The sequence below is a fragment of the Frateuria sp. sgz306004 genome (genome assembly GCF_057750885.1).
Genome location: NZ_JBYLFE010000002.1, coordinates 521,275 through 539,724 on the forward strand (window position 1 = coordinate 521,275; position 18,450 = coordinate 539,724).

The 18,450-nt window shown below is 65.3% G+C and carries 16 protein-coding genes; 6 read left to right on the forward strand and 10 right to left on the reverse strand.

Annotation, left to right across the window (positions count from 1 at the left end; translation table 11 throughout):
• Positions 1 to 167 precede the first annotated feature (167 nt).
• The gene (gene secA / locus AC3G2C_RS05665; protein WP_488383639.1) at positions 168 to 2,900 is read left to right on the forward strand and encodes a preprotein translocase subunit SecA; all 2,733 of its coding nucleotides are present in this window, start codon (positions 168 to 170) and stop codon (positions 2,898 to 2,900) included.
• A gap of 73 nt (positions 2,901 to 2,973) precedes the next feature.
• Here the strand turns inward: secA and AC3G2C_RS05670 are convergent, their stop codons facing one another.
• From AC3G2C_RS05670 to AC3G2C_RS05695, 6 genes are all read right to left on the reverse strand, one after another.
• Complete coding sequence (locus AC3G2C_RS05670) at positions 2,974 to 3,822, reverse strand: symmetrical bis(5'-nucleosyl)-tetraphosphatase (protein ID WP_488383640.1); 849 nt, start codon at positions 3,820 to 3,822, stop codon at positions 2,974 to 2,976.
• Complete coding sequence (gene apaG, locus AC3G2C_RS05675) at positions 3,822 to 4,205, reverse strand: Co2+/Mg2+ efflux protein ApaG (protein ID WP_488383641.1); 384 nt, start codon at positions 4,203 to 4,205, stop codon at positions 3,822 to 3,824. The genes AC3G2C_RS05670 and apaG overlap by 1 nt, the downstream gene beginning before the upstream one ends.
• A 79-nt stretch (positions 4,206 to 4,284) precedes the next feature.
• A complete protein-coding gene (gene rsmA / locus AC3G2C_RS05680) occupies positions 4,285 to 5,070 on the reverse strand; it encodes a 16S rRNA (adenine(1518)-N(6)/adenine(1519)-N(6))-dimethyltransferase RsmA (RefSeq protein WP_488383642.1) in 786 nt (261 codons plus the stop codon).
• Entirely contained in the window at positions 5,067 to 6,086 is a 1,020-nt protein-coding gene (gene pdxA, locus AC3G2C_RS05685) for a 4-hydroxythreonine-4-phosphate dehydrogenase PdxA (protein WP_488383643.1), read from the reverse strand. Before pdxA ends, rsmA begins: the two co-directional genes overlap by 4 nt.
• 13 nt (positions 6,087 to 6,099) lie before the next feature.
• Positions 6,100 to 7,449 carry a peptidylprolyl isomerase gene (locus AC3G2C_RS05690; RefSeq protein WP_488383644.1) on the reverse strand — a complete coding sequence of 450 codons (1,350 nt, stop codon included), beginning with the start codon at positions 7,447 to 7,449 and terminating at the stop codon, positions 6,100 to 6,102.
• A 38-nt stretch (positions 7,450 to 7,487) separates the two neighbouring features.
• Positions 7,488 to 9,959, reverse strand: a complete 2,472-nt coding sequence (locus AC3G2C_RS05695) for an LPS-assembly protein LptD (protein WP_488383645.1) — start codon at positions 9,957 to 9,959, stop codon at positions 7,488 to 7,490.
• A gap of 93 nt (positions 9,960 to 10,052) precedes the next feature.
• Here AC3G2C_RS05695 and msrB point away from each other — a divergent pair, with 93 nt between their 5' ends.
• On the forward strand, positions 10,053 to 10,451 hold the full coding sequence (gene msrB, locus AC3G2C_RS05700) for a peptide-methionine (R)-S-oxide reductase MsrB (RefSeq protein WP_488383646.1): 399 nt from the start codon (positions 10,053 to 10,055) through the stop codon (positions 10,449 to 10,451).
• Between the two features lie 3 nt (positions 10,452 to 10,454).
• Here msrB and AC3G2C_RS05705 read toward each other — a convergent pair whose 3' ends face one another.
• The 3 genes from AC3G2C_RS05705 to AC3G2C_RS05715 are packed head-to-tail and all read right to left on the reverse strand — an operon-like array spanning position 10,455 to position 12,562.
• Positions 10,455 to 11,375 carry a histone deacetylase family protein gene (locus AC3G2C_RS05705; RefSeq protein WP_488383647.1) on the reverse strand — a complete coding sequence of 307 codons (921 nt, stop codon included), beginning with the start codon at positions 11,373 to 11,375 and terminating at the stop codon, positions 10,455 to 10,457.
• A 9-nt stretch (positions 11,376 to 11,384) separates the two neighbouring features.
• Positions 11,385 to 11,948 carry a cob(I)yrinic acid a,c-diamide adenosyltransferase gene (locus tag AC3G2C_RS05710; RefSeq protein ID WP_488383648.1) on the reverse strand — a complete coding sequence of 188 codons (564 nt, stop codon included), beginning with the start codon at positions 11,946 to 11,948 and terminating at the stop codon, positions 11,385 to 11,387.
• An 8-nt stretch (positions 11,949 to 11,956) separates the two neighbouring features.
• Positions 11,957 to 12,562 carry a hypothetical protein gene (locus AC3G2C_RS05715; protein WP_488383649.1) on the reverse strand — a complete coding sequence of 202 codons (606 nt, stop codon included), beginning with the start codon at positions 12,560 to 12,562 and terminating at the stop codon, positions 11,957 to 11,959.
• A 106-nt stretch (positions 12,563 to 12,668) separates the two neighbouring features.
• Here AC3G2C_RS05715 and ubiH point away from each other — a divergent pair, with 106 nt between their 5' ends.
• Genes ubiH through AC3G2C_RS05730 form a run of 3 tightly spaced genes read left to right on the forward strand, consistent with a single transcriptional unit; the run spans position 12,669 to position 15,936 of the window.
• The gene (gene ubiH, locus AC3G2C_RS05720; protein WP_488383650.1) at positions 12,669 to 13,904 is read left to right on the forward strand and encodes a 2-octaprenyl-6-methoxyphenyl hydroxylase; all 1,236 of its coding nucleotides are present in this window, start codon (positions 12,669 to 12,671) and stop codon (positions 13,902 to 13,904) included.
• 8 nt (positions 13,905 to 13,912) lie between these two features.
• The gene (locus tag AC3G2C_RS05725) at positions 13,913 to 15,112 is read left to right on the forward strand and encodes a UbiH/UbiF/VisC/COQ6 family ubiquinone biosynthesis hydroxylase (RefSeq protein WP_488383768.1); all 1,200 of its coding nucleotides are present in this window, start codon (positions 13,913 to 13,915) and stop codon (positions 15,110 to 15,112) included.
• Positions 15,113 to 15,147: 35 nt separating this feature from the next.
• Positions 15,148 to 15,936 (forward strand): dienelactone hydrolase family protein, encoded by a 789-nt coding sequence (locus AC3G2C_RS05730; RefSeq protein ID WP_488383651.1) that lies wholly within the window; start codon positions 15,148 to 15,150, stop codon positions 15,934 to 15,936.
• 80 nt (positions 15,937 to 16,016) lie between these two features.
• Here AC3G2C_RS05730 and AC3G2C_RS05735 read toward each other — a convergent pair whose 3' ends face one another.
• Positions 16,017 to 17,018 carry a polyprenyl synthetase family protein gene (locus tag AC3G2C_RS05735; protein ID WP_488383652.1) on the reverse strand — a complete coding sequence of 334 codons (1,002 nt, stop codon included), beginning with the start codon at positions 17,016 to 17,018 and terminating at the stop codon, positions 16,017 to 16,019.
• A 138-nt stretch (positions 17,019 to 17,156) separates the two neighbouring features.
• Here AC3G2C_RS05735 and AC3G2C_RS05740 point away from each other — a divergent pair, with 138 nt between their 5' ends.
• Complete coding sequence (locus tag AC3G2C_RS05740) at positions 17,157 to 18,377, forward strand: MFS transporter (protein WP_488383653.1); 1,221 nt, start codon at positions 17,157 to 17,159, stop codon at positions 18,375 to 18,377.
• The last annotated feature ends 73 nt before the right edge of the window (positions 18,378 to 18,450 follow it).

Genomic DNA, 18,450 nt, shown 5'->3' on the forward strand with positions numbered 1-18,450 from the left:
GGGGGATCGGCCCTGTGCGCCCCTGGGCGGCATGGTGAGCGGCGGCGCCGATTGGCACGCCAGCGGGGTGGACGTTTGGGATAGCCCGCCGACCCTAGTATCATCAATCCTTTCGTCCCGCCCGGCGTGCCGGGTGGGCGGCTCATGAATCCTGATCCGGAAGATCAATGCTCAACCGTGCCCTGACGAGCCTTTTCGGTAGCCGCAACGAACGTGTGCTGCGCCAGCTCTCCAAGTCTGTCGCGCGCATCAACGCGCTGGAACCCGAATTCGAGAAGCTGAGCGACGAAGCGCTGCGCGCCAAGACCGACGAGTTCAAGCAGCGTATCGCCGCGGGCGAATCGCTGGACAAGATCCTGCCGGAGGCTTTCGCGGTGGTGCGCGAAGGCGCCAAGCGCGTGCTCGGCATGCGCCACTACGACGTGCAGATGATCGGCGGCATGGTGCTTCATTCGGGCCGCATCGCGGAAATGCGCACGGGTGAAGGCAAGACCCTGGTGGGTACGCTGCCGGTGTACCTCAACGCCCTGGAGGGCAAGGGCGTGCACGTCGTTACCGTCAACGATTACCTGGCTCGCCGCGACTCGGCCCAGATGGGTAAGCTTTACGGTTTCCTCGGCCTGACCACGGGTGTGGTGTGGCCGGGTATGGATCACGCCGACAAGCATGCGGCCTACGCCGCCGACATCACCTACGGCACCAACAACGAATTCGGCTTCGACTATCTGCGCGACAACATGGCGCTCAGCAAGGACCAGCGCTACCAGCGCGGCCTGCATTACGCCATCGTCGACGAGGTGGACTCGATCCTCATCGACGAAGCCCGCACCCCGCTGATCATCTCCGGCCCGGCCGAGGATTCCCCGCAGCTGTATATCGCGGTGAACAAGATCGTGCCCAAGATGATCCGCCAGGAGAAGGAAGACGGCTCCGGCGATTACTGGGTCGATGAAAAGCAGAAGCAGGTGCACCTGTCCGAAGAGGGTATGTCGCACGCCGACGAACTGCTGCGCCAGGCGGGCGTGATCGATCCGGAAAGCGGCCTGTACGACGCCAAGAACCTGGCCGTGGTGCATCACCTCAACGCAGCGCTGCGCGCCAACGCCATCTATCACCGCGACGTGGACTACATCGTGCGCGACGGTGAGGTGGTGATCGTGGACGAATTCACCGGCCGTACGCTGCAGGGCCGTCGCTGGTCAGATGGCCTGCACCAGGCGGTGGAAGCGAAGGAAGGCGTGCCGATCCAGCGCGAGAACCAAACGCTGGCGACGGTGACCTTCCAGAACCTGTTCCGCATGTACAAGAAGCTGGCCGGCATGACCGGCACGGCCGATACGGAAGCCTACGAATTCCAGCAGATCTATGGCCTGGAAGTGGTGGTGATCCCCACCCACCGCCCGATGATCCGCAAGGACAACCCGGACATGGTGTTCCTGGCCCAGCAGGCCAAGTACCGTGCCGTCATCGACGACATCAAGGATTGCCACAAGCGTGGTCAGCCGGTGTTGGTGGGTACCACCTCCATCGAAGTGTCCGAATTGCTGTCGGGCCTGCTGCGTCAGGAAAAGATTCCGCACGAAGTGCTTAACGCCAAGCAGCATGAGCGCGAAGCACACATCGTTGCGCAGGCGGGTGCGCCGGGCTCGGTCACCATCGCTACCAACATGGCCGGCCGCGGTACCGACATCGTGCTGGGCGGCAGCCTGGAAGCGGCGCTCGCCACGCTCACGGAAGACGCCAGTGATGCCGATCGCGCCAAGGTCAAGGCCGAGTGGAAGCAGCGTCACGAACAGGTGTTGAATGCGGGCGGCCTGCACATCGTGGGCACCGAGCGTCACGAGTCGCGTCGTATCGACAACCAGCTGCGCGGCCGTTCGGGTCGCCAGGGCGATCCGGGCTCCTCGCGCTTCTATCTCTCGCTGGAAGACAACCTGCTGCGCATCTTTGCCGGCGACTGGGTCGGCCGCTGGATGCGCATGTTCGGCATGAAGGAAGACGATGCACTGGAAGATCGCATGGTCAGCCGTCAGATCGAAAAGGCGCAGCGCAAGGTCGAGCAGCACAACTTCGACATCCGCAAACACCTGCTGGAGTTCGACGACGTCGCCAACGACCAGCGCAAGGTGATCTACAGCCAGCGTGACGAATTGCTGGAAGTGGACGATGTGTCCGAGACCATCGCCGACATTCGCGATGACGTGGTCACCGAGTTGGTGCGTCGCCATGTGCCGCACGACAGCGTGGACGAGCAGTGGGATATCGCCGGTCTGGATCGCGAGCTGGAGAGTGAGTTCGGCCTTGCGCTGGATCTGCCGCACTGGATCGAACAGCAGCATGAGATCGACGACAAGATGATCGTCGAGCACGTGCGCGAAGCCGTCGATCAGCTGTTTAAGGCCAAGGAGCAGCAGATGGGCGCCGACACCATGCGCCAGCTCGAAAAGCACATCATGCTGAGCGTGGTCGATAACGCCTGGAAGGAACACCTGGCCAGCATGGATTATCTGCGCCAGGGCATTTATCTGCGTGGTTATGCGCAGAAGCAGCCCAAGCAGGAGTTCAAGCGCGAGTCGTTCGAGCTGTTCTCCAGCATGCTCGATCGCATCAAGACCGAAGTGGTGCAGATGCTGGCCCGCGTGCGCGTGCGCAGCGAAGAAGAAGTCGCCGCGATGGAAGCCGAGCAGCAGCGCTTGGCCGAACGTTTGCAGCGCCAGATGATGGCGAGTGGCGGTGGTGCGCCCACGGCGGCGCTGAACGCCGATCCGGAAGCGGTGGCTGCGGGCAGCCTGGCTGCGCCGGCCGCCAGTGCGGGTGACGGTCCTCGCGTTGGCCGTAACGATCCCTGCCCCTGCGGTTCGGGCAAGAAGTTCAAACACTGCCACGGGCAGCTGAGCTGATAAAAAGAAACCCCGCTTCGGCGGGGTTTCTTTTTGCGCGTGTACGCAAGGAGGGCGCCGGTGGTATCGCGACTCAGTCGCCGCCCGGCAGGCGCTTGCGATGGGGTTCGGCGTTCACCGTGATGTACTGCGGCTCCTCGGTATCCAGGCGCAGCGCGGTGAGCTGTCCGCCCCACACACAGCCCGTGTCGATGGCGTACACGCCCATGCCGGCAAAACGGCCCAACGCCGACCAATGACCGCATACGATGCGTGTTTCGCGGCGACGCATGCCCGGCACTTCGAACCACGGATACATGCCTGGCTTCTGCGTGCCGGGGATGCCCTTGCTCTCGAAGTCGATGCGGCCCTGCACATCGCAGTAACGCATGCGAGTGAGGGTGTTGATCGAGGCGCGCATGCGCTCGATGCCCTGCAGTCGACTGTTCCAGGCGGCCGGACGGTTGCCGAACAGGTTCTTGAGTAGGCGGGGGTGACGAGGGCTGCTTAGTTCGCGCTCGATTTCGCCGGCCGAACGTTGTGCCTGGCGCAAGGTCCAGGCGGGGGCCAGGCCGGCGTGTACCATCGTCCAGTTGAGTTGCTCATCGTGGTGCAGCAGCTTTTGTCCGCGCAACCACTCCATCAACACGGGGGCGTCGTCGGCGAACAACACCTGGCGCAACTCGGGATTGACCTTGGATTGTGCCTCCGGCCGACGCTGGGCAATGGCCAGCAAGCTGAGGTCGTGGTTGCCGAGCGTCACCAGCGCCTGATCCCGTAGGCTGTGGATGAGGCGCAGCGTTTGCAGCGATTCGCCGCCGCGGTTCACCAGGTCACCGCAGAACCACAAACGGTCACTGGCCGGGTCGAAGCGCAGTTTTTCGAGCAGGCGTTGGAGTTCGGGATAGCAGCCCTGCACATCGCCGATCGCGTACGTAGCCATCAGTGCAGGGTACGCGGAATGGACAGGGTGAAAGGCGGAATCTCGGCCTCGAAGTGCGTGCCGTCGTCGGCCACCATCTGGTAGCTGCCTTGCATCACGCCCACCGCCGTTTCGAGCACGGCGCCGGAGGTGTACTCGTACTCGTCGCCAGGGCGAATCCACGGCTGCTCGCCCACCACACCATCGCCTTTGACCTCCTCCACCTTGCCGTTGGCGTCCGTGATGATCCAGTGGCGGGTCATCAGGCGAGCGGGTATATCGCCCGCGTTGTGCAGGGTGACGGTGTAGGCGAAAACATAGCGGTTGTCGCCGGGACGAGATTGGTCGGGGACAAAGCGGGGTTCGACCTGCACGTCGATCGTGTAGGAAGATCGTTCGTTCATGCTGCGATTGTACGGGTTGTGGCGCCGCATGGGGCAAGCTTGCCCGCGATGCGCTGAATCGGGGCCCGTATGGGCGTCGTCAGGAGGTGACGACGCGCGCCAGGCGCACGTAATCCTGTGGAGAGAGCGTTTCGGCGCGGGCTTTCGGGTCTACGTCGGCGGCGAGAATCGCCTCGGCATCCATGACGTTCTTGAGCGCGTTGCCCAGCGTCTTGCGCCGCTGTGCGAACGCTGCCTTTACGATGGCGTGGATGCGCTCGGGGTCGGCATCGGGTAGCTGTTCGGGGCCCAAGGGCACCAAGCGCACTACGGCCGAATCCACCTTCGGCGGTGGGCGGAAAGCGCCCGGTGGCACCACGAACAGCGGTTCCACGCGACAGACGAGCTGCAACATGACGGAGAGACGGCCATACACCTTGCTGCCCGGTTCGGCGGCCATGCGGTCCACCACTTCCTTCTGCAACATGAAGTGCATGTCCTGGATGGCGCGCGCGTGCTCCACACAATGGAACAGGATGGGGCTGGAGATGTAGTAGGGCAGATTGCCGGCAATGCGCAGACGCTCTACGCCATGACGATGGGCCAGAGCAGTGAAGTCCACCTTGAGCACGTCCGAGTGGATGATGCTCAGCTCGCCTACGCTGGCGGCGCGCGCCTTGAGGTCAGGGATGAGATCGGTATCCAGCTCGATCGCAGTGAGCTTGCCGGCGGCTGCCAGCAGGGGCAGGGTGAGGGCGCCTTCGCCGGGGCCGATCTCCACCACGAAGTCGTCCGGACGCGGCGAGACGGCGCTGACGATGCGCTCGATATAGCGCTTCTCGTGCAGGAAGTGCTGGCCGAAACTTTTCTTGGGACGAGCGTTCATGGGGTTCCTTGCGGGCTGGTCGTCGTGCCGCCGCCTTGAGCGCGACGGGCGACCAGTTGTAGTGCGAGCGTTGCTGCGGCAATCAGGCTGGAGGGGTCGCCGCGGCCGGTGCCGGCCAGATCCAGCGCCGTGCCGTGATCGACCGAAGTGCGAATAAAGGGAAGGCCAAGCGTGAGATTGACCGTGCGATCGAAAGCTTCGCTCTTGAGCACGGGCAGTGCCTGATCGTGATACATCGCCAGCACGGCGTCATAGCGCGCACGCTGGTTGGGCACAAACGCCGTATCGGCCGGCAAAGGCCCCAGCAGGTGCATGCCCTCGGCGCGCAGGCGATCGAGCAGCGGGATGATGGTGTCGAGCTCTTCGCGACCCAGATGGCCGCCTTCGCCGGCGTGGGGATTCAACCCAAGCACGGCGATACGTGGTGTCACCAGGCCGAACTTTTCACGTAGTTCGCGCTCGACGATGCGCAGCACGCGCTCCAGCGCGGGTGCGCTAACAGCGGCTGGTACGGCCGATAGCGGCAGGTGCGTCGTCGCCAACGCCACACGCAGCTCGGGGCTGGCCAGCATCATCACCACGTCGGCATGCGCGCGTTCGGCGAAAAATTCGGTGTGCCCGCTGAACGGGACGCCGGCTTCATTGATCGAGGACTTCTGCAGTGGCGCTGTCACGACGGCGGCGTAACGCCCGGCCATGCAGCCATCGGCCGCTTCGGCCAGGGTGGCGAGCACATGAGCGGCGTTGCGAGGGTCGGGCCGGCCGGGCTGTTCGATAGCGCCCAGCGGTATGTGGTGCACACGCAGCTGGCCCGGGCGACGAGGGGCGGCCGGAGCGTCATCGTCGATCAGCTCGATCGCCAGTCCGCAGCGATCGGCGGCGCGCCGGAGCAGGTCGCGATCGGTAAGCGCAACGAAATTGGCCGCCAACGAGGTGGCGGCCAAACGAATCAACAGCTCGGGACCGATCCCCGCCGGCTCACCTGCGGTGACGGCCAGCGGGGGCAGTGCTTGCATGTTCAATGCGACCTCAGGAGGACTTGTTGCCCTGCTGCGGCTCGTTGGGATCACGCAGCTCGGGAACCAGGACGTTCACGTAGGCACTGGAACGCATTTCGCGCAGGTAATCGTCGTACACCTGTTCGGCCTTGCGATTACCGATGGCCTGGCGGGCCTGGTTGCGCTCCAGCTCCGCGGTGCGGTCGCTTTGGCGGGTGCCCAGGCGCTGCAGCACATGCCAGCCGGCTTCGCTCTGGAATGGCTGCGATACCTGGTCATCTTTCAGCTCGCCCAGGTGCTGTCCGATGATGGTGCCCCAGTCGCCCTGCGTGAACCAGCCCATATCGCCACCGTTGTTGGCGGTGGTGTCGTCCTTGGAGAACTCCTTGGCGAGCTTGGCGAAGTCTTCGTGCTTGTTGACGATGCGGTTGTACAGGTCTTCCGCCTTCTGGTGGGCCTGTTCGGGCGTCATCAGCTCACTGGGCTTGATCAGGATCTGCCGGGCATGGAATTCCTGCACCACCTGCTTGCTGGGTGCACGCTGCTCGATCAGCTTGAGAATGTGGAAACCGGTGGGGCCGCGCAGGGCAGGGGTGGTATCGCCGGGCTTCATGTTGGCCACGGCGTCGGCAAAGGCCGGCGGGATCTCGTCCACGCGGCGCCAGCCGAGGTCGCCGCCGTCCAGTGCGTCCTGTGCATCGGAGTAGCGGATGGCTGCGGCGTGGAAATCCATGCCGCCCTGGATGGCGTTGATGGCCTGGGTGGCCTTTTCCTGGGCAGCCTTGATGTCGGCGGCGTTGGCGCCCGCCGGCAGGCTCACCTGGATATGGGCCAAATGCACTTCGCCCGCCCGATAGCTCGGGCTGGCAAGCATGTTGTTGATTTCGCTATCCGTAATGTTGACCTGATCGCGAATCACGCTGTCGTGCAGACGCTGCACGATCAGCTGGTCGCCCAACTGGCGACGGAACGCGGCGAAGCTCTGGCCGCTCTGCTCCACCGCCGCGCGCAGCTGCTCGGGCGACATCTTGTTCTGCTGGGCGACGGCGTTGACGGCCTGGTCCACGTCCTGGTCGGAAACGCGGATGCCCTGGTCGTCGGCGCGCTGCACCTGCAGCTTCATGAGAACCAGACGGTCGAGCACCTGGCGCTGGAGCACGTCCATCGGCGGCAGCTGGCCCGGGTTGCTGGCGTATTGCTGCTGAACCGAGTGAACCGCCTCGTTCAGCTCGCTTTGCAGGATCACGCCGTCCTCCACCACCGCGACGATACGGTCGAGCGGCTGCTTGCCCGTAGCCGCCTGCGGCAGTAGCTGGGCGTGGGAGGGCAAGGCGGTCGCGGTGGCGATCGCGAGCAGGAACAACGCGAAGGGCTGCTTCATCAGTCGGGGGCCTTCAATCGCCAGGGGCGACAGGGAAGTTATTGATAACCAAGAATACCATTGCGCAGGGCGTTTTCCGACTGACCGGTAAAGCCACCCATGCCCTTGAATTCGATCTCGAACATGAGTGCCGTATTGGTCGAGCCCACGGCCGTGGTGTAGTTGTACAGGTTCACGTAGTGGCGGCCCACCAAGCGCACCGCCACGCAACAGCTGTCGTACTCCACGCCGGCCAGCGCCTCCACGGTCTTCTTGTCCAGCGCCGAATAGGTCCAGTGGCCGATCAGGCGCCAGCGGTCGGACACGGGGTAGACCACCGAGGCGTCATATTGTTCCAGCAGCGGGGTGGTGCTGCCTGGCTGGCGGCGGTAGCGATAGGAGAAGTTGAGGATGCCGTCGGTCTTGAGACGGTACTGCACGCCGATGGCACCCAGGTCTGTCAGGCTGGTGTTGGGGTTCCACTGGTACTGCGAGGTGATGCGCCAGTCGTCGTTGAGCTGGGTGCTGAAATCCACCGCGTAGTCGGAACCAGACCAATTGGTGACCGGGCTGACCGTGTTGTTGCTGTTGGGCGTTTGCACCCGCTGCTGGGTGAAGTAGCGAATCTGGCCGAAGCTGGCCGAGAGGCGCTCCACGCCGTTGTCGTCCAGCAGACGCGTGGTGATCGCGGCACTGAGGTTGTTGGCGTTCATCTGGCGGTCCGCACCCGAGTACTCGTTGGTGGAGAACAGCTGCCAGGTGTCGAACGACATCAGGTTGGTGTCGAACAACGGGATGTTGTTCTGGTTGCGGTACGGCACGTAGAGGTAATACAGACGTGGTTCCAGCGTCTGCGTATAGCTGGTACCGAACAGCGAAGTGCTGCGATCGAAGATCAGGCCACTGTCTATGCTGGCGATGGGCAGCGAGCGACTGGGCGAGCGACTGGTGAACGGCGAGGCCTGGCCCGTGCCGAGCAACCCGCCATAACCGTACTGCTGGTAGTTGCCGGTGAGATCGTAGCTTGTGTAGCGATAACCCAGACGCGGCTTTACGAACCAGGCGGCGCCCTGGAAGGCGGCGGACAGGTACGGATAGACATCGAGGCGATTGCCTTCGACCACATCATCCTTGCGGAAGGCCACGGCTTCGCTGGTCATGCCCGCTTCCAGCCAGCGATTGATGGGGTAATCCACGTTGAATGCGGCGCGCGGCCAGCGTTTGTACTGCACGGCCGACTCCGGCACGGTGGGGTCCACCAACTGATAGTCGTCCGCACCGAACTGCGCGAACCAGAACGCCGGTCCCCACTTGCCACCGCCATTGATATAGGCGCTGGAAGTGAGCGTGTTGATGGTCGAGGTAAACAGGTCGTTGCCGAAGTCGCGCAGATAGTTCTGGTCAGACGCGCGGTTGATCGAGGTATTGAACGACCACGGACCATACAGGTGCGTGTTGTCGTTGAACTTGATCAGGTAGCGATCGGTGCCCTTGGTGTTGATATTGCTGCCCGGCAGCGGGTCGCCCTGGTCATTGGGCAGGTATTCGATGTTCAACTGGCCGATGGTGCCAGGCACGAGGTATCGGAACTCGCCTGCGAGCATCGCGCCGCGCTCGGTGTAGATGCGCGGGTCGAGCGTGGCGTCGTAATTCGGCGCAAGGTTGAGGTAGTACGGTGTGCTCAGCATGAAGCCCGAGCGGCTGTTGTTGCCGATGGCGGGCGTGAGGAAGCCGGACTTGCGTTCGTCGTTGATCGGGAACGTAAACGTAGGCACGTAGAACAGCGGCACGCCGCCCATGTACATGGTGGCGTTCTTGGCAATGCCCTCGCCAGTTTCCTTGTCCATGCGGATGTCCTTCGCACGGATTTCCCACACGTGGTGGCCCACATCGCAGGTGGAGTAGGTGGCGTTGACGTAACGGCTGCGCTGGTCGTCCAGCATCTGGCCCTGGGTGGCCACGCCGTTGCCGCGGTTGGTCAGCATCTGGTAGCTGACGTTGTCCGCGATGGCGGTATTGGCATCCTGGTTGCCGCGCATGTGATCGCTCGACACCAACTGGCCCACTTCCTGGTAGCGCACATTGCCGCGCGCATCGAAATCGGTCGTGTCGTTGTTGTAGTCGGCCACGTCGGACTGCATGCGCTGGTCGGCGCGCTCCACCTTCACGTTGCCTTCCAGGTGGTAGACGGTCTGGTTGGAGCCGTCCACGCGCTCGGCGGTGACATAGGTGTTGGAGGTGTCGCGGACCGAGCTGTCCTTGCTCAACGTCGGGTCGTAGAACGACAGCATGGCGTTGGGGCGGCACATCGAGAAGTTCACCGGCCGCGGCGCGCAACGGAACACGCCCAGCGGGCAGTTGCTCACCGCCGGAGAGGACGTCGGCGACGGAGCTGGGGCCGGGGCGGGTGACATGGAAGCGGGTTCGGGAGCCGACTGGGCTTCGACCGGGCCACCGAACAAGGCGAGAGCGGCGGCAACCGCCAGCAGGCGGCGCGGAGGCAGGTGGCGCGAAGGGAGCTTGGGCGTCACGATGGCAGTCTGTCGGCTGGGAAGGCTCGTAAAACTAGCAGAAAGCCCCCTCGGACGGCAGTTGGATCACCCAGGCCCAATCGGAGAGAGCCGATGAATGTATCGAAAACGGAGAAGACCGATGCCCAGTGGCAGTCCGAGCTGACGCCCGAGCAATACGCCGTCTGCCGCTGCTCGGCCACCGAGCCGCCCTTCAGCGGCAAGTGGTACCGGCACAAGGCCATGGGCACCTATGTATGCGTAGCTTGCCGCGCGCCCCTGTTCGCCTCGGAAGCCAAGTACGACTCAGGCTCCGGCTGGCCCAGTTATGTCCAGCCGGTCCATCGGATGACCCTCAGACTGCGTCAGGACGACAGCCACGGCATGCGTCGTACCGAGGCCAGTTGCGCAGGCTGCGGCTCGCACCTGGGGCACGTGTTTCCCGACGGGCCCAAGCCCACCGGTCTGCGCTACTGCATCAACTCGGTGTCGCTGGACTTTCAGCCGCGCTGAGGGTCATTCCATCAGCGTGGAAACATGCGCCGCCACGCTGCCGGCGAGGGCGAGCAGGTTGTAGCCGCCCTCCAGGCTGGATACGAGCCGCCCGTCGGCGTGCGCCTCGGCCACGTCGCGCAGCCGGCCGGTGATCCAGGCGTAGTCTTCGCTGCCCAGGCGCAGATCGGCCAGGGGGTCGTTACGATGCGCGTCGAAACCCGCCGAGACCAGCAGCAGTTGCGGCTTGAAGGCATGCAGGCGAGGTAGCAGCGCGCCTTCCCACAGCTCGCGGAATTCGTAGCTGCCTTCGCCCGGCGAGAGCGGTGCATTGACGATATTGCCCACCCCGCGCTCGTCCTCACGCCCGGTTTCCGGATACAGCGGCATCTGGTGGCTGGAGATGAACAGTACGCGGGGTTCGCGCGCAAAGATGTCCTGCGTGCCGTTGCCGTGGTGTACGTCGAAGTCGGCGATGGCCATGCGCTTGAGGCCATGTTCGGCCAGGGCATGCGCTGCGCCGACGGCGATGTTGTTGAACAGGCAGAAGCCCATCGCCTTGTCGGGCGTGGCATGGTGGCCCGGCGGCCGCACGGCGCAGAAGGCCTGGCCACCAGCGCCACTGAGCACGGCATCCACGGCGGCCACCACGGCGCCGGCGGCGCGCAAGGCCGCCTCGGCCGAGCCGGGGGACATCAGGGTGTCTTCGTCCAGTCGCACGGTGCCGCTTTCCGGCAGCGTGCCGAGGATGCGCTCCACATGCGCCTGCGTGTGCACGCGCAGTAACTGCTCGCGGGTGGCGCGGGGTGCCTCGATGCGATCCAGCGCGGCGAAGCGATCGTGGTCCAGTGCCTGCAGCACCGCGCGCAGACGGGCAGGCGATTCGGGTTGATCAGCGCCGGGATCGTGCTGCAGGCAGGCCGAATGGGTATAGAGCCGCAGCATGCCGGTGGCTCAACTGCCCTTGCGGCGACGTTCGTGTTGCCACAGCACCTCGCCGTGGCCGCTGGCGCGGGCCAGCACGCGAGCGATGACGAACAGCAAGTCGGAGAGGCGGTTGAGGTAGCGCTGCGCCTGCGGTCGCACTGCTTCAAGGCGAGCCAGGGCAATCACCTCGCGCTCGGCGCGACGGCACACGGTGCGTGCCAGGTGGCAGCACGACGCCGCCATGCCGCCGCCGGGGAGAATGAAATCCTTCAGCGGGGGCAGTGGGTCGTTGAAGCCATCGAGCACCTGCTCCAGGCGCTCGATGTCCTTGTCCTCGACCATGGCCATGCCGGGAATGCACAGCTCGCCGCCGAGATCGAACAGGTCGTGCTGTACCTGGGTCAGCGCCTCCCGTACATCGTCGGGCACGCCCTCGGACGCCAGCACCATGCCGATGGTGCTGTTGAGTTCGTCCACGGTGCCGTAGGCGCCCACGCGCAGCGAATCCTTGGCGACGCGCGAACCGTCGCCAAGACCGGTGCTGCCGTCATCGCCCGTGCGGGTGTAGATCTTCGAGAGGCGGTTACCCATGCGTGGGCTCAGCGCGACAGCTTGGGTGCGTGGGCATGGCCCAGCACGCGCGAAAGCTGCACGGCCAGGCCGTGCACCACCAGACCGAGGCCCACGTAAAGCGCCGTGGTCTGCAGGAAGAAGCCGTACCAGTCACCCAGGTTGGCCAGCCAGGCGCCCATGCTGCGCGGCTGCGGCACGCTGTTGCTCAGCCAGTAGAAGCTGCCGTTGGAAATCACGTAGCACGCGGCCCAGCTCACCAGCACGGCGGCCACGGTGAGGGCGAGGCTGCGCAGGTTCAGGCCCAGCGACTGGCGGGCCAGCCAACTGCCGCCCAGCCACAGGCTGAAATAGGACGGCACCAGGAACCAGTAGGCCGCCGACACGCAGTAGTGGTCCCAGAAGCTGACGCCCTGCTGGCTGATCACCAGGTAATCCACCAGCACGGCTTCGGCCATCAGCAGCGGGAAGGCCCAGCGCACCGAGCCGCGCAGCCAGAAGCCGGCGAGGAAGAACAGGCCCCAGGAGGCGTCCCATACGTCATGGTTGAACAGCGACAGGTGGATGCGGGTGGCCGCCATCACCGCGGCGAGTGCCAGGAAGATGCCGAGGCGCTGGGTCTGCGTCGTAGCCATGACTTGCTCCAGAAATAAAGTGTTGCGCAATGTGCAGACGGCAAGTCTATCGCAATTGCTCCGGGCCCTGATGGCCGGGCGAGCGCAGCGCGTATGATGGCGGGCTATGACTACCGCAAGCCCTTCTCCGGCGGGCACGTCCCGCCAGCCCGTGCTCATCATTGGTGGCGGCCTGGTCGGCGCCAGCCTGGCCATTGCCCTGGACGCGGCCGGCGTGGACGCCGTGATGGTGGAGGCCGCCGCCCCGCGCGTGGGCGAGCAACCCAGTTACGACGAGCGCAACCTGGCCCTGGCCCGCGCCACGGTGAATGGCCTTGAGGCCATCGGTGTATGGCGCCATGCCCGGGCCGGGGCCACGGCCATCCGCCACATTCATGTGACGCGGGCGGGTGAGTTCGGCAGCGTGCAACTCGATGCCGAGCGGCATGGGGTGGACGCCATGGGCTGGACCTTGCCGGCGCGCGAGCTTGGCGCGGCCCTGCTGCGCCGACTGGACGAGTGCCAACGCCTGCGCCGACTGGCGCCCGCGCGATTGGAGGCGCTGGAGCCACTGGCCGATGGCTGGCGCGCGCGCGTCCATACCCCTGACGGCGCGCAGGTCATCGATACGCCCCTGCTGGTCGGCGCCGATGGCACGGCCAGCTTCGTGCGCGATCAGCTGGGCATCGGCGTGGAGCGGTACGATTACCAGCAAACCTTGTTCGTCTGCACGGTGACGCCCGAGCGCGACCACGCGGGCCGCGCCTACGAACGCTTCGCCGACGACGGCCCGATCGCCATGCTGCCGCTGGCCAACCGCCGGTGCGGGCTGGTGTTGACCCTGCCGCGCGAGGAGGCCGATGCCACCCTGGCGATGGACGATGACGCGTTTATCGCCCTGGCCCAGCAGCGCTTTGGTTGGCGCTTGGGGCGCTTGAGTCGTCCCGGTCGCCGGCATGCGTATCCGATCCAGCGAGTGGCGGCGAACGCGCTGGTGGCGAACCGCGCGGTGCTGGTGGGCAATGCGGCGCAGACCATTCATCCCATTGGGGCGCAGGGCTTCAATTTGGGCTTGCGCGATGCCCTCACCTTGGCCGAGCTGGTGGCCGAAGCCGCCGACCCGGGCGAGGCTTCGTTGCTCGTGCGCTACGCCGAGCGCCGTGTCGCCGACCGCGATGGCACCATGGCCATGAGCCATGGCTTGATCCAGCTCGCCTGCCTGCCGCAGCCGCTGCTGGCGCCGTTGCGCTCGCTCGCCATGCTTGCATTCGATCGCGTGCCGCCGTTGCAGCGTTTGCTTGCCAAGCGCGGCATGGGTTTTCGAAGTGAACCGCCGCGCGCGGTGCTGGAGCGCTTGCCGTGAACGTGCCCATGCGCAACGAAAGCAGTCGGCGTCGTGGGCCGGCACTGGATGTCGCCGTGGTGGGCGGTGGCATGGTGGGCGCCGCCGCTGCCCTGGCGCTCGCCCGCGCCGGCTTTGCCACAGCGCTGGTGGAAGCACGAGAACCAGCGGCGTGGTCCGCGCAGAACGAAGTGGACCTGCGCGTGGTTGGCCTGGCGCCCTCGTCCATCGCGCTGCTCGACGAGCTGGGTGTTTGGGCGGGCATTCGCGCCGAGCGCGTGGGCCCCTACGCGCACATGCATGTATGGGATGCCGAAACGGGCGCCGCCATTCATTTCGACGCCGCCACCGAAGGCCGCGACCTGCTGGGCTACATCGTCGAGAACAACCTGGTGCAATGGCGCCTGTGGCAGGCACTGGACGCGGCCGGTGTGCAACGCGTGTGCCCGGCCCAGGTGAGTGGTTACGACGTGCTCGATGATCGCGTGCAGTTGACCTTGGGCGACGCGCAGGTGCTTTCCGCACGGCTGCTGGTTGCGGCCGATGGTGCGGGCTCGCCGCTGCGGGCCCAGGCCGGCATTGAGACGGATGGCCGCGATTACGCCCAGCGTGGCGTGGTCGCGCACGTCCATACGGAGCGACCGCACGAGCACACCGCCTGGCAGCGCTTTACGGAAACGGGGCCGCTGGCCTTGTTGCCGTTGGCCGATGGGCGTAGCTCGATTGTGTGGTCGCTGCCAGAGGCCGAAGCGCAGCGCATCATGGCGCTGGATGACGAAGCATTCATGCGCGAACTGGGCGTGGCCAGCGATTTCCGCCTGGGTCGCATCACGGCGTGCACGCCGCGCGCGGCGTTTCCACTCAAGCTGCAATTAGCCAAGACCTATCAGGCCGAACGCTTCGTGTTGCTCGGCGATGCCGCACACGCGGTGCATCCGCTGGCGGGGCAGGGCGTCAACCTCGGCCTGCGTGACGTGGCCGAGTTGCGTGACACCCTGCTCGCCGCGCGCGATGCCGGCCAGGACATCGCCGCCGATCACGTACTGCGGCGCTACGCGCGACGTCGTCGCAGTGCCGACACGCTGGATGCGCTGGGCTTCGACGCTTTGGCGCGCATTTATGGCTGGCGCGCGTCGCCGCTGGTGGCGGCGCGTGGCCTGGGCGTGCGACTGCTCGATCGACTGGGGCCACTCAAGCGCAGGCTAGCGGATCACGCCGCCGGCCTGTAAGCGTTCTTTACTCACCGCCACGAGGAGTGCAGGTCATGCGTATCGCCCGACTTTGCTGTGCGTTGTTGTTGTCCGGTATGGCCCTGGGTGCCCAGGCGAAGATGGTGCACAAGCCGGTGGAGTGGAACCAGGACGGCACCACGTTCCACAGCGTGCTCGTGTACGACGACGCGGTGACCACCAAGCGTCCCGGCCTGGTGATGGTGCCCAATTGGTACGGCGTGAACGACGGCGCGCTCAAGAAGGCCGAAGGCATTGCCGGCAAGGACTACGTCATCCTGGTCACCGACATGTATGGCGCGCAGGTGCGCCCCACCAGCGACGATCAGGCCATGGCGGCGGTCAAGCCGCTCTACGGCGATCGCGCGCTGATGCGCAAGCGCATCAATGAAGCGCTGGATCAGCTCAAGGCGCAGGCCAAGACCGCGCCGATCGATCTCACCAAGCTGGCGGCCATCGGTTTCTGCTTCGGTGGCTCGGCGGTGCTGGACCTGGCGCGCAGCGGTGCGGACGTGGCGGCGGTGGTGTCTTTCCATGGCGCGCTGCAAACGGATGACCCGTCGCTGGCCAAGCAGATCAAGGCGCGCGTGCTGGTGATGAACGGTGCCGACGACAAGGGCACCATGCCCGACGCCGACAAGTTCATGGACGAAATGCGCGGCAGCAAGGCCGATTGGGAATTCCTGGTGCTGGGTAACGCCGTGCATTGCTTCACCGAAACGGACCAGCACAAGCCTGGTTGCATGTACGACGAGCGGGCGGCCCAGCGCAGCTATCGCCTCATGCACGACTGGCTGCATGCGGCCTTTGCAGGCACGCCTTGAGCCACTCCGTCGCGGCGCGATGCCGGGCGGCCATGGCTTGAGCGAAAGGCACCCACCCGCGATAGCGGGTGGGCAGCCGATCAGAAGCTGCGTTGCACCGAGTAGTCGGCCAGGGTGGCCAGCGCATCGCGCCACGGCGAGTCGGGCAGTACGCGCAAGGCGTCGCGTGCAGCGTCCGCATGGAACACCGCGCGCTCGTGGGTGCGTTCCAGTGCGCCGGAGTCACGGATGGCGGCGATGATGCGATCCAGCGAATCCAGGCCACCGTGTTCGATGGCGTGGCGCAGTGACTGTTTTTGTTCGTCGTTGGCCTTCTGCAGCGCGTAGATCAGCGGCAGGGTGGGCTTGCCTTCGGCAAGGTCGTCGCCGATGTTCTTGCCCAGCGTGTCGGCATCGCTCACGTAGTCGAGCAGATCGTCGGCAATCTGGAAGGCGTAGCCCAGCTCCATGCCATAGCGGCGCAGCGCCGCCACCTGATCGGCGGGCAGGCCGCCTAGCAAACCGCCCAGTTCGGTGGCAGCGGCGAACAGCACCGCCGTCTTGCGTTCGATCACGGCGAGATAGGCGGCCTCGTCCACGTCGGCGTTGCCGATATTGAGCAACTGCAGCACCTCGCCCTCGGCGATGGTGTTGGTGGTGTCGGCCAGGATGCGCATGATGCGCATGTCGTCCAGCTCGACCATCAACTGGAACGAGCGTGAGTAGAGGAAGTCGCCGACCAGCACGCTGGCGGCGTTGCCCCAAAGCGCGTTGGCGGTCTTGCGGCCGCGGCGCAGGTCCGACTCGTCCACCACGTCGTCATGCAACAGGGTGGAGGTGTGGATGAACTCGATCACCGCCGCCAGCTTGATGTGCTGCTCGCCGTGGTAACCGGCCGCGCCGGCCGCCAGTACATGCAGCATCGGGCGCAGGCGCTTGCCACCGCCGGCGATGATGTGATCCGCGATCTGGTTGATCAGCACCACATCCGAGGAGAGGCGGGTACGGATCAAGGTGTCCACCCGTTGCATGTCGGCCGCGGCAAGTGTCTTGACGGCGGCGAAATCGGCGGAGCGGCGGGTGTCGGCTTGGGTCGTGGTCATGAGGCGAGTCGCGGCATCGTATCCGGGGGATTATAGAGAGTTACTCGTGCAAGAAATCGCCGCGACAGGGCGCCGCGCCTAAGACACGGGCGCGAAACGTATAATCCGGGGCTGGCCTGTTCCAACAAGACCTGTCCGGTGAGCAAACTTTCTCCCCTCGAGCGGCGTAGCGCATTGACCCTCGCCTGCGTGATCAGCCTGCGCCTGTTCGGCCTGTTCCTGATCATGCCGGTGTTTTCGATCTATGCGCAGAAAATGCCTGATGCCAGCCCCGCGCTGATCGGCTTGGCGCTGGGCGTCTACGGGCTGGGCCAGGTACTGCTGCAGATTCCGCTGGGCCTGCTGTCCGATCGCATTGGACGTAAGCCCGCGATTACGCTGGGCTTGCTGGTATTCGCCATTGGTGGCCTGGTAGCGGCCTGCTCGCATACCTTGCTGGGCGTGGTGATTGGCCGTGCCTTGCAGGGCATGGGCGCCGTGGCCGGCGCGGGCAGTGCGCTCGCCGCCGATCTCACGCGCGAAGAAAATCGCAGCAAGGTGATGGGTATCATCGGCGTATCCATTGGTGTGGCCTTTCTGCTCGCTCTGATCCTTGGGCCGCCGCTGGAGGCTATGGCCGGCTTGTCGGGTCTGTTCACCGCGACGTCGTTGTTGGCGCTAGGCGCGTTGGTGCTGCTGTGGTTGATCGTGCCCACGCCGACGCGCCGGCAGGCACCGGCTGCGGCGGCTTGGGGCAGCGTGCTGGGCATGCTGCGCGATGGGCGCATGCTGGTGCTTAATGGCTCGGTGTTCTTTCTCCATCTGCTGCTTACGGCAAGTTTTGTGGGTCTGCCGCTGCTGCTGGTGGTTGATTTGCAGTTGCCAGTCAGTCGTCACTGGGAGCTGTATCTGCCGGTGATGGTGATCGCGGCGTTCGTGATGGGTGCCTGCCTGCATCGCATGCGAGAGATAGGGCAGAGTTTGCGCATCGTGGCGATTTGCGTGGTGGCGATCGGCCTGGGGCTGCTGGGTTTCGCCTGCTCGGGTGGGCACGTGGCTTGGCTGGGCGTGTCGGCCACGGTGTTTTTCTCCGCCTTCAACCTGCTGGAGGCGGCTTTGCCCAGTCTGGTATCCCGGCTGGCCCCTGCAGGGCTGCGTGGCGCGGCCATGGGTGCGTATTCCACCAGCCAATTCCTGGGTGCCTTCGTGGGTGGCGCCGTCGGTGGCGTGGCCTTGGGGCACCTGGGTACGGAGGACATTTTCGCCTGCGCCGCCGGGCTTACCCTGCTTTGGTTGCCCTTGGTGGTGGCTGGGGCGCGGCGGATCGGCGATCGCGCCGCGGCCGCCGAGCACGGGCAGGAAGCATCCCAGCGCGCCTGACCCGGAAGCATCCCACGCTCGGGCGATTGCGTTTGCCTGCGCCAGCCCCAATGATCGTGGCAATCGTCCATGC

Bases quoted from the DNA above. Each gene is read 5' to 3' on its own strand.
- secA (WP_488383639.1), top strand. From the start codon at position 168: ATGCTCAACCGTGCCCTGACGAGCCTTTTCGGTAGCCGCAACGAACGT.
- AC3G2C_RS05670 (WP_488383640.1), bottom strand. From the start codon at position 3,822: ATGGCTACGTACGCGATCGGCGATGTGCAGGGCTGCTATCCCGAACTC.
- apaG (WP_488383641.1), bottom strand. From the start codon at position 4,205: ATGAACGAACGATCTTCCTACACGATCGACGTGCAGGTCGAACCCCGC.
- rsmA (WP_488383642.1), bottom strand. From the start codon at position 5,070: ATGAACGCTCGTCCCAAGAAAAGTTTCGGCCAGCACTTCCTGCACGAG.
- pdxA (WP_488383643.1), bottom strand. From the start codon at position 6,086: ATGCAAGCACTGCCCCCGCTGGCCGTCACCGCAGGTGAGCCGGCGGGG.
- AC3G2C_RS05690 (WP_488383644.1), bottom strand. From the start codon at position 7,449: ATGAAGCAGCCCTTCGCGTTGTTCCTGCTCGCGATCGCCACCGCGACC.
- msrB (WP_488383646.1), top strand. From the start codon at position 10,053: ATGAATGTATCGAAAACGGAGAAGACCGATGCCCAGTGGCAGTCCGAG.
- AC3G2C_RS05705 (WP_488383647.1), bottom strand. From the start codon at position 11,375: ATGCTGCGGCTCTATACCCATTCGGCCTGCCTGCAGCACGATCCCGGC.
- AC3G2C_RS05710 (WP_488383648.1), bottom strand. From the start codon at position 11,948: ATGGGTAACCGCCTCTCGAAGATCTACACCCGCACGGGCGATGACGGC.
- AC3G2C_RS05715 (WP_488383649.1), bottom strand. From the start codon at position 12,562: ATGGCTACGACGCAGACCCAGCGCCTCGGCATCTTCCTGGCACTCGCC.
- ubiH (WP_488383650.1), top strand. From the start codon at position 12,669: ATGACTACCGCAAGCCCTTCTCCGGCGGGCACGTCCCGCCAGCCCGTG.
- AC3G2C_RS05725 (WP_488383768.1), top strand. From the start codon at position 13,913: ATGCGCAACGAAAGCAGTCGGCGTCGTGGGCCGGCACTGGATGTCGCC.
- AC3G2C_RS05730 (WP_488383651.1), top strand. From the start codon at position 15,148: ATGCGTATCGCCCGACTTTGCTGTGCGTTGTTGTTGTCCGGTATGGCC.
- AC3G2C_RS05735 (WP_488383652.1), bottom strand. From the start codon at position 17,018: ATGACCACGACCCAAGCCGACACCCGCCGCTCCGCCGATTTCGCCGCC.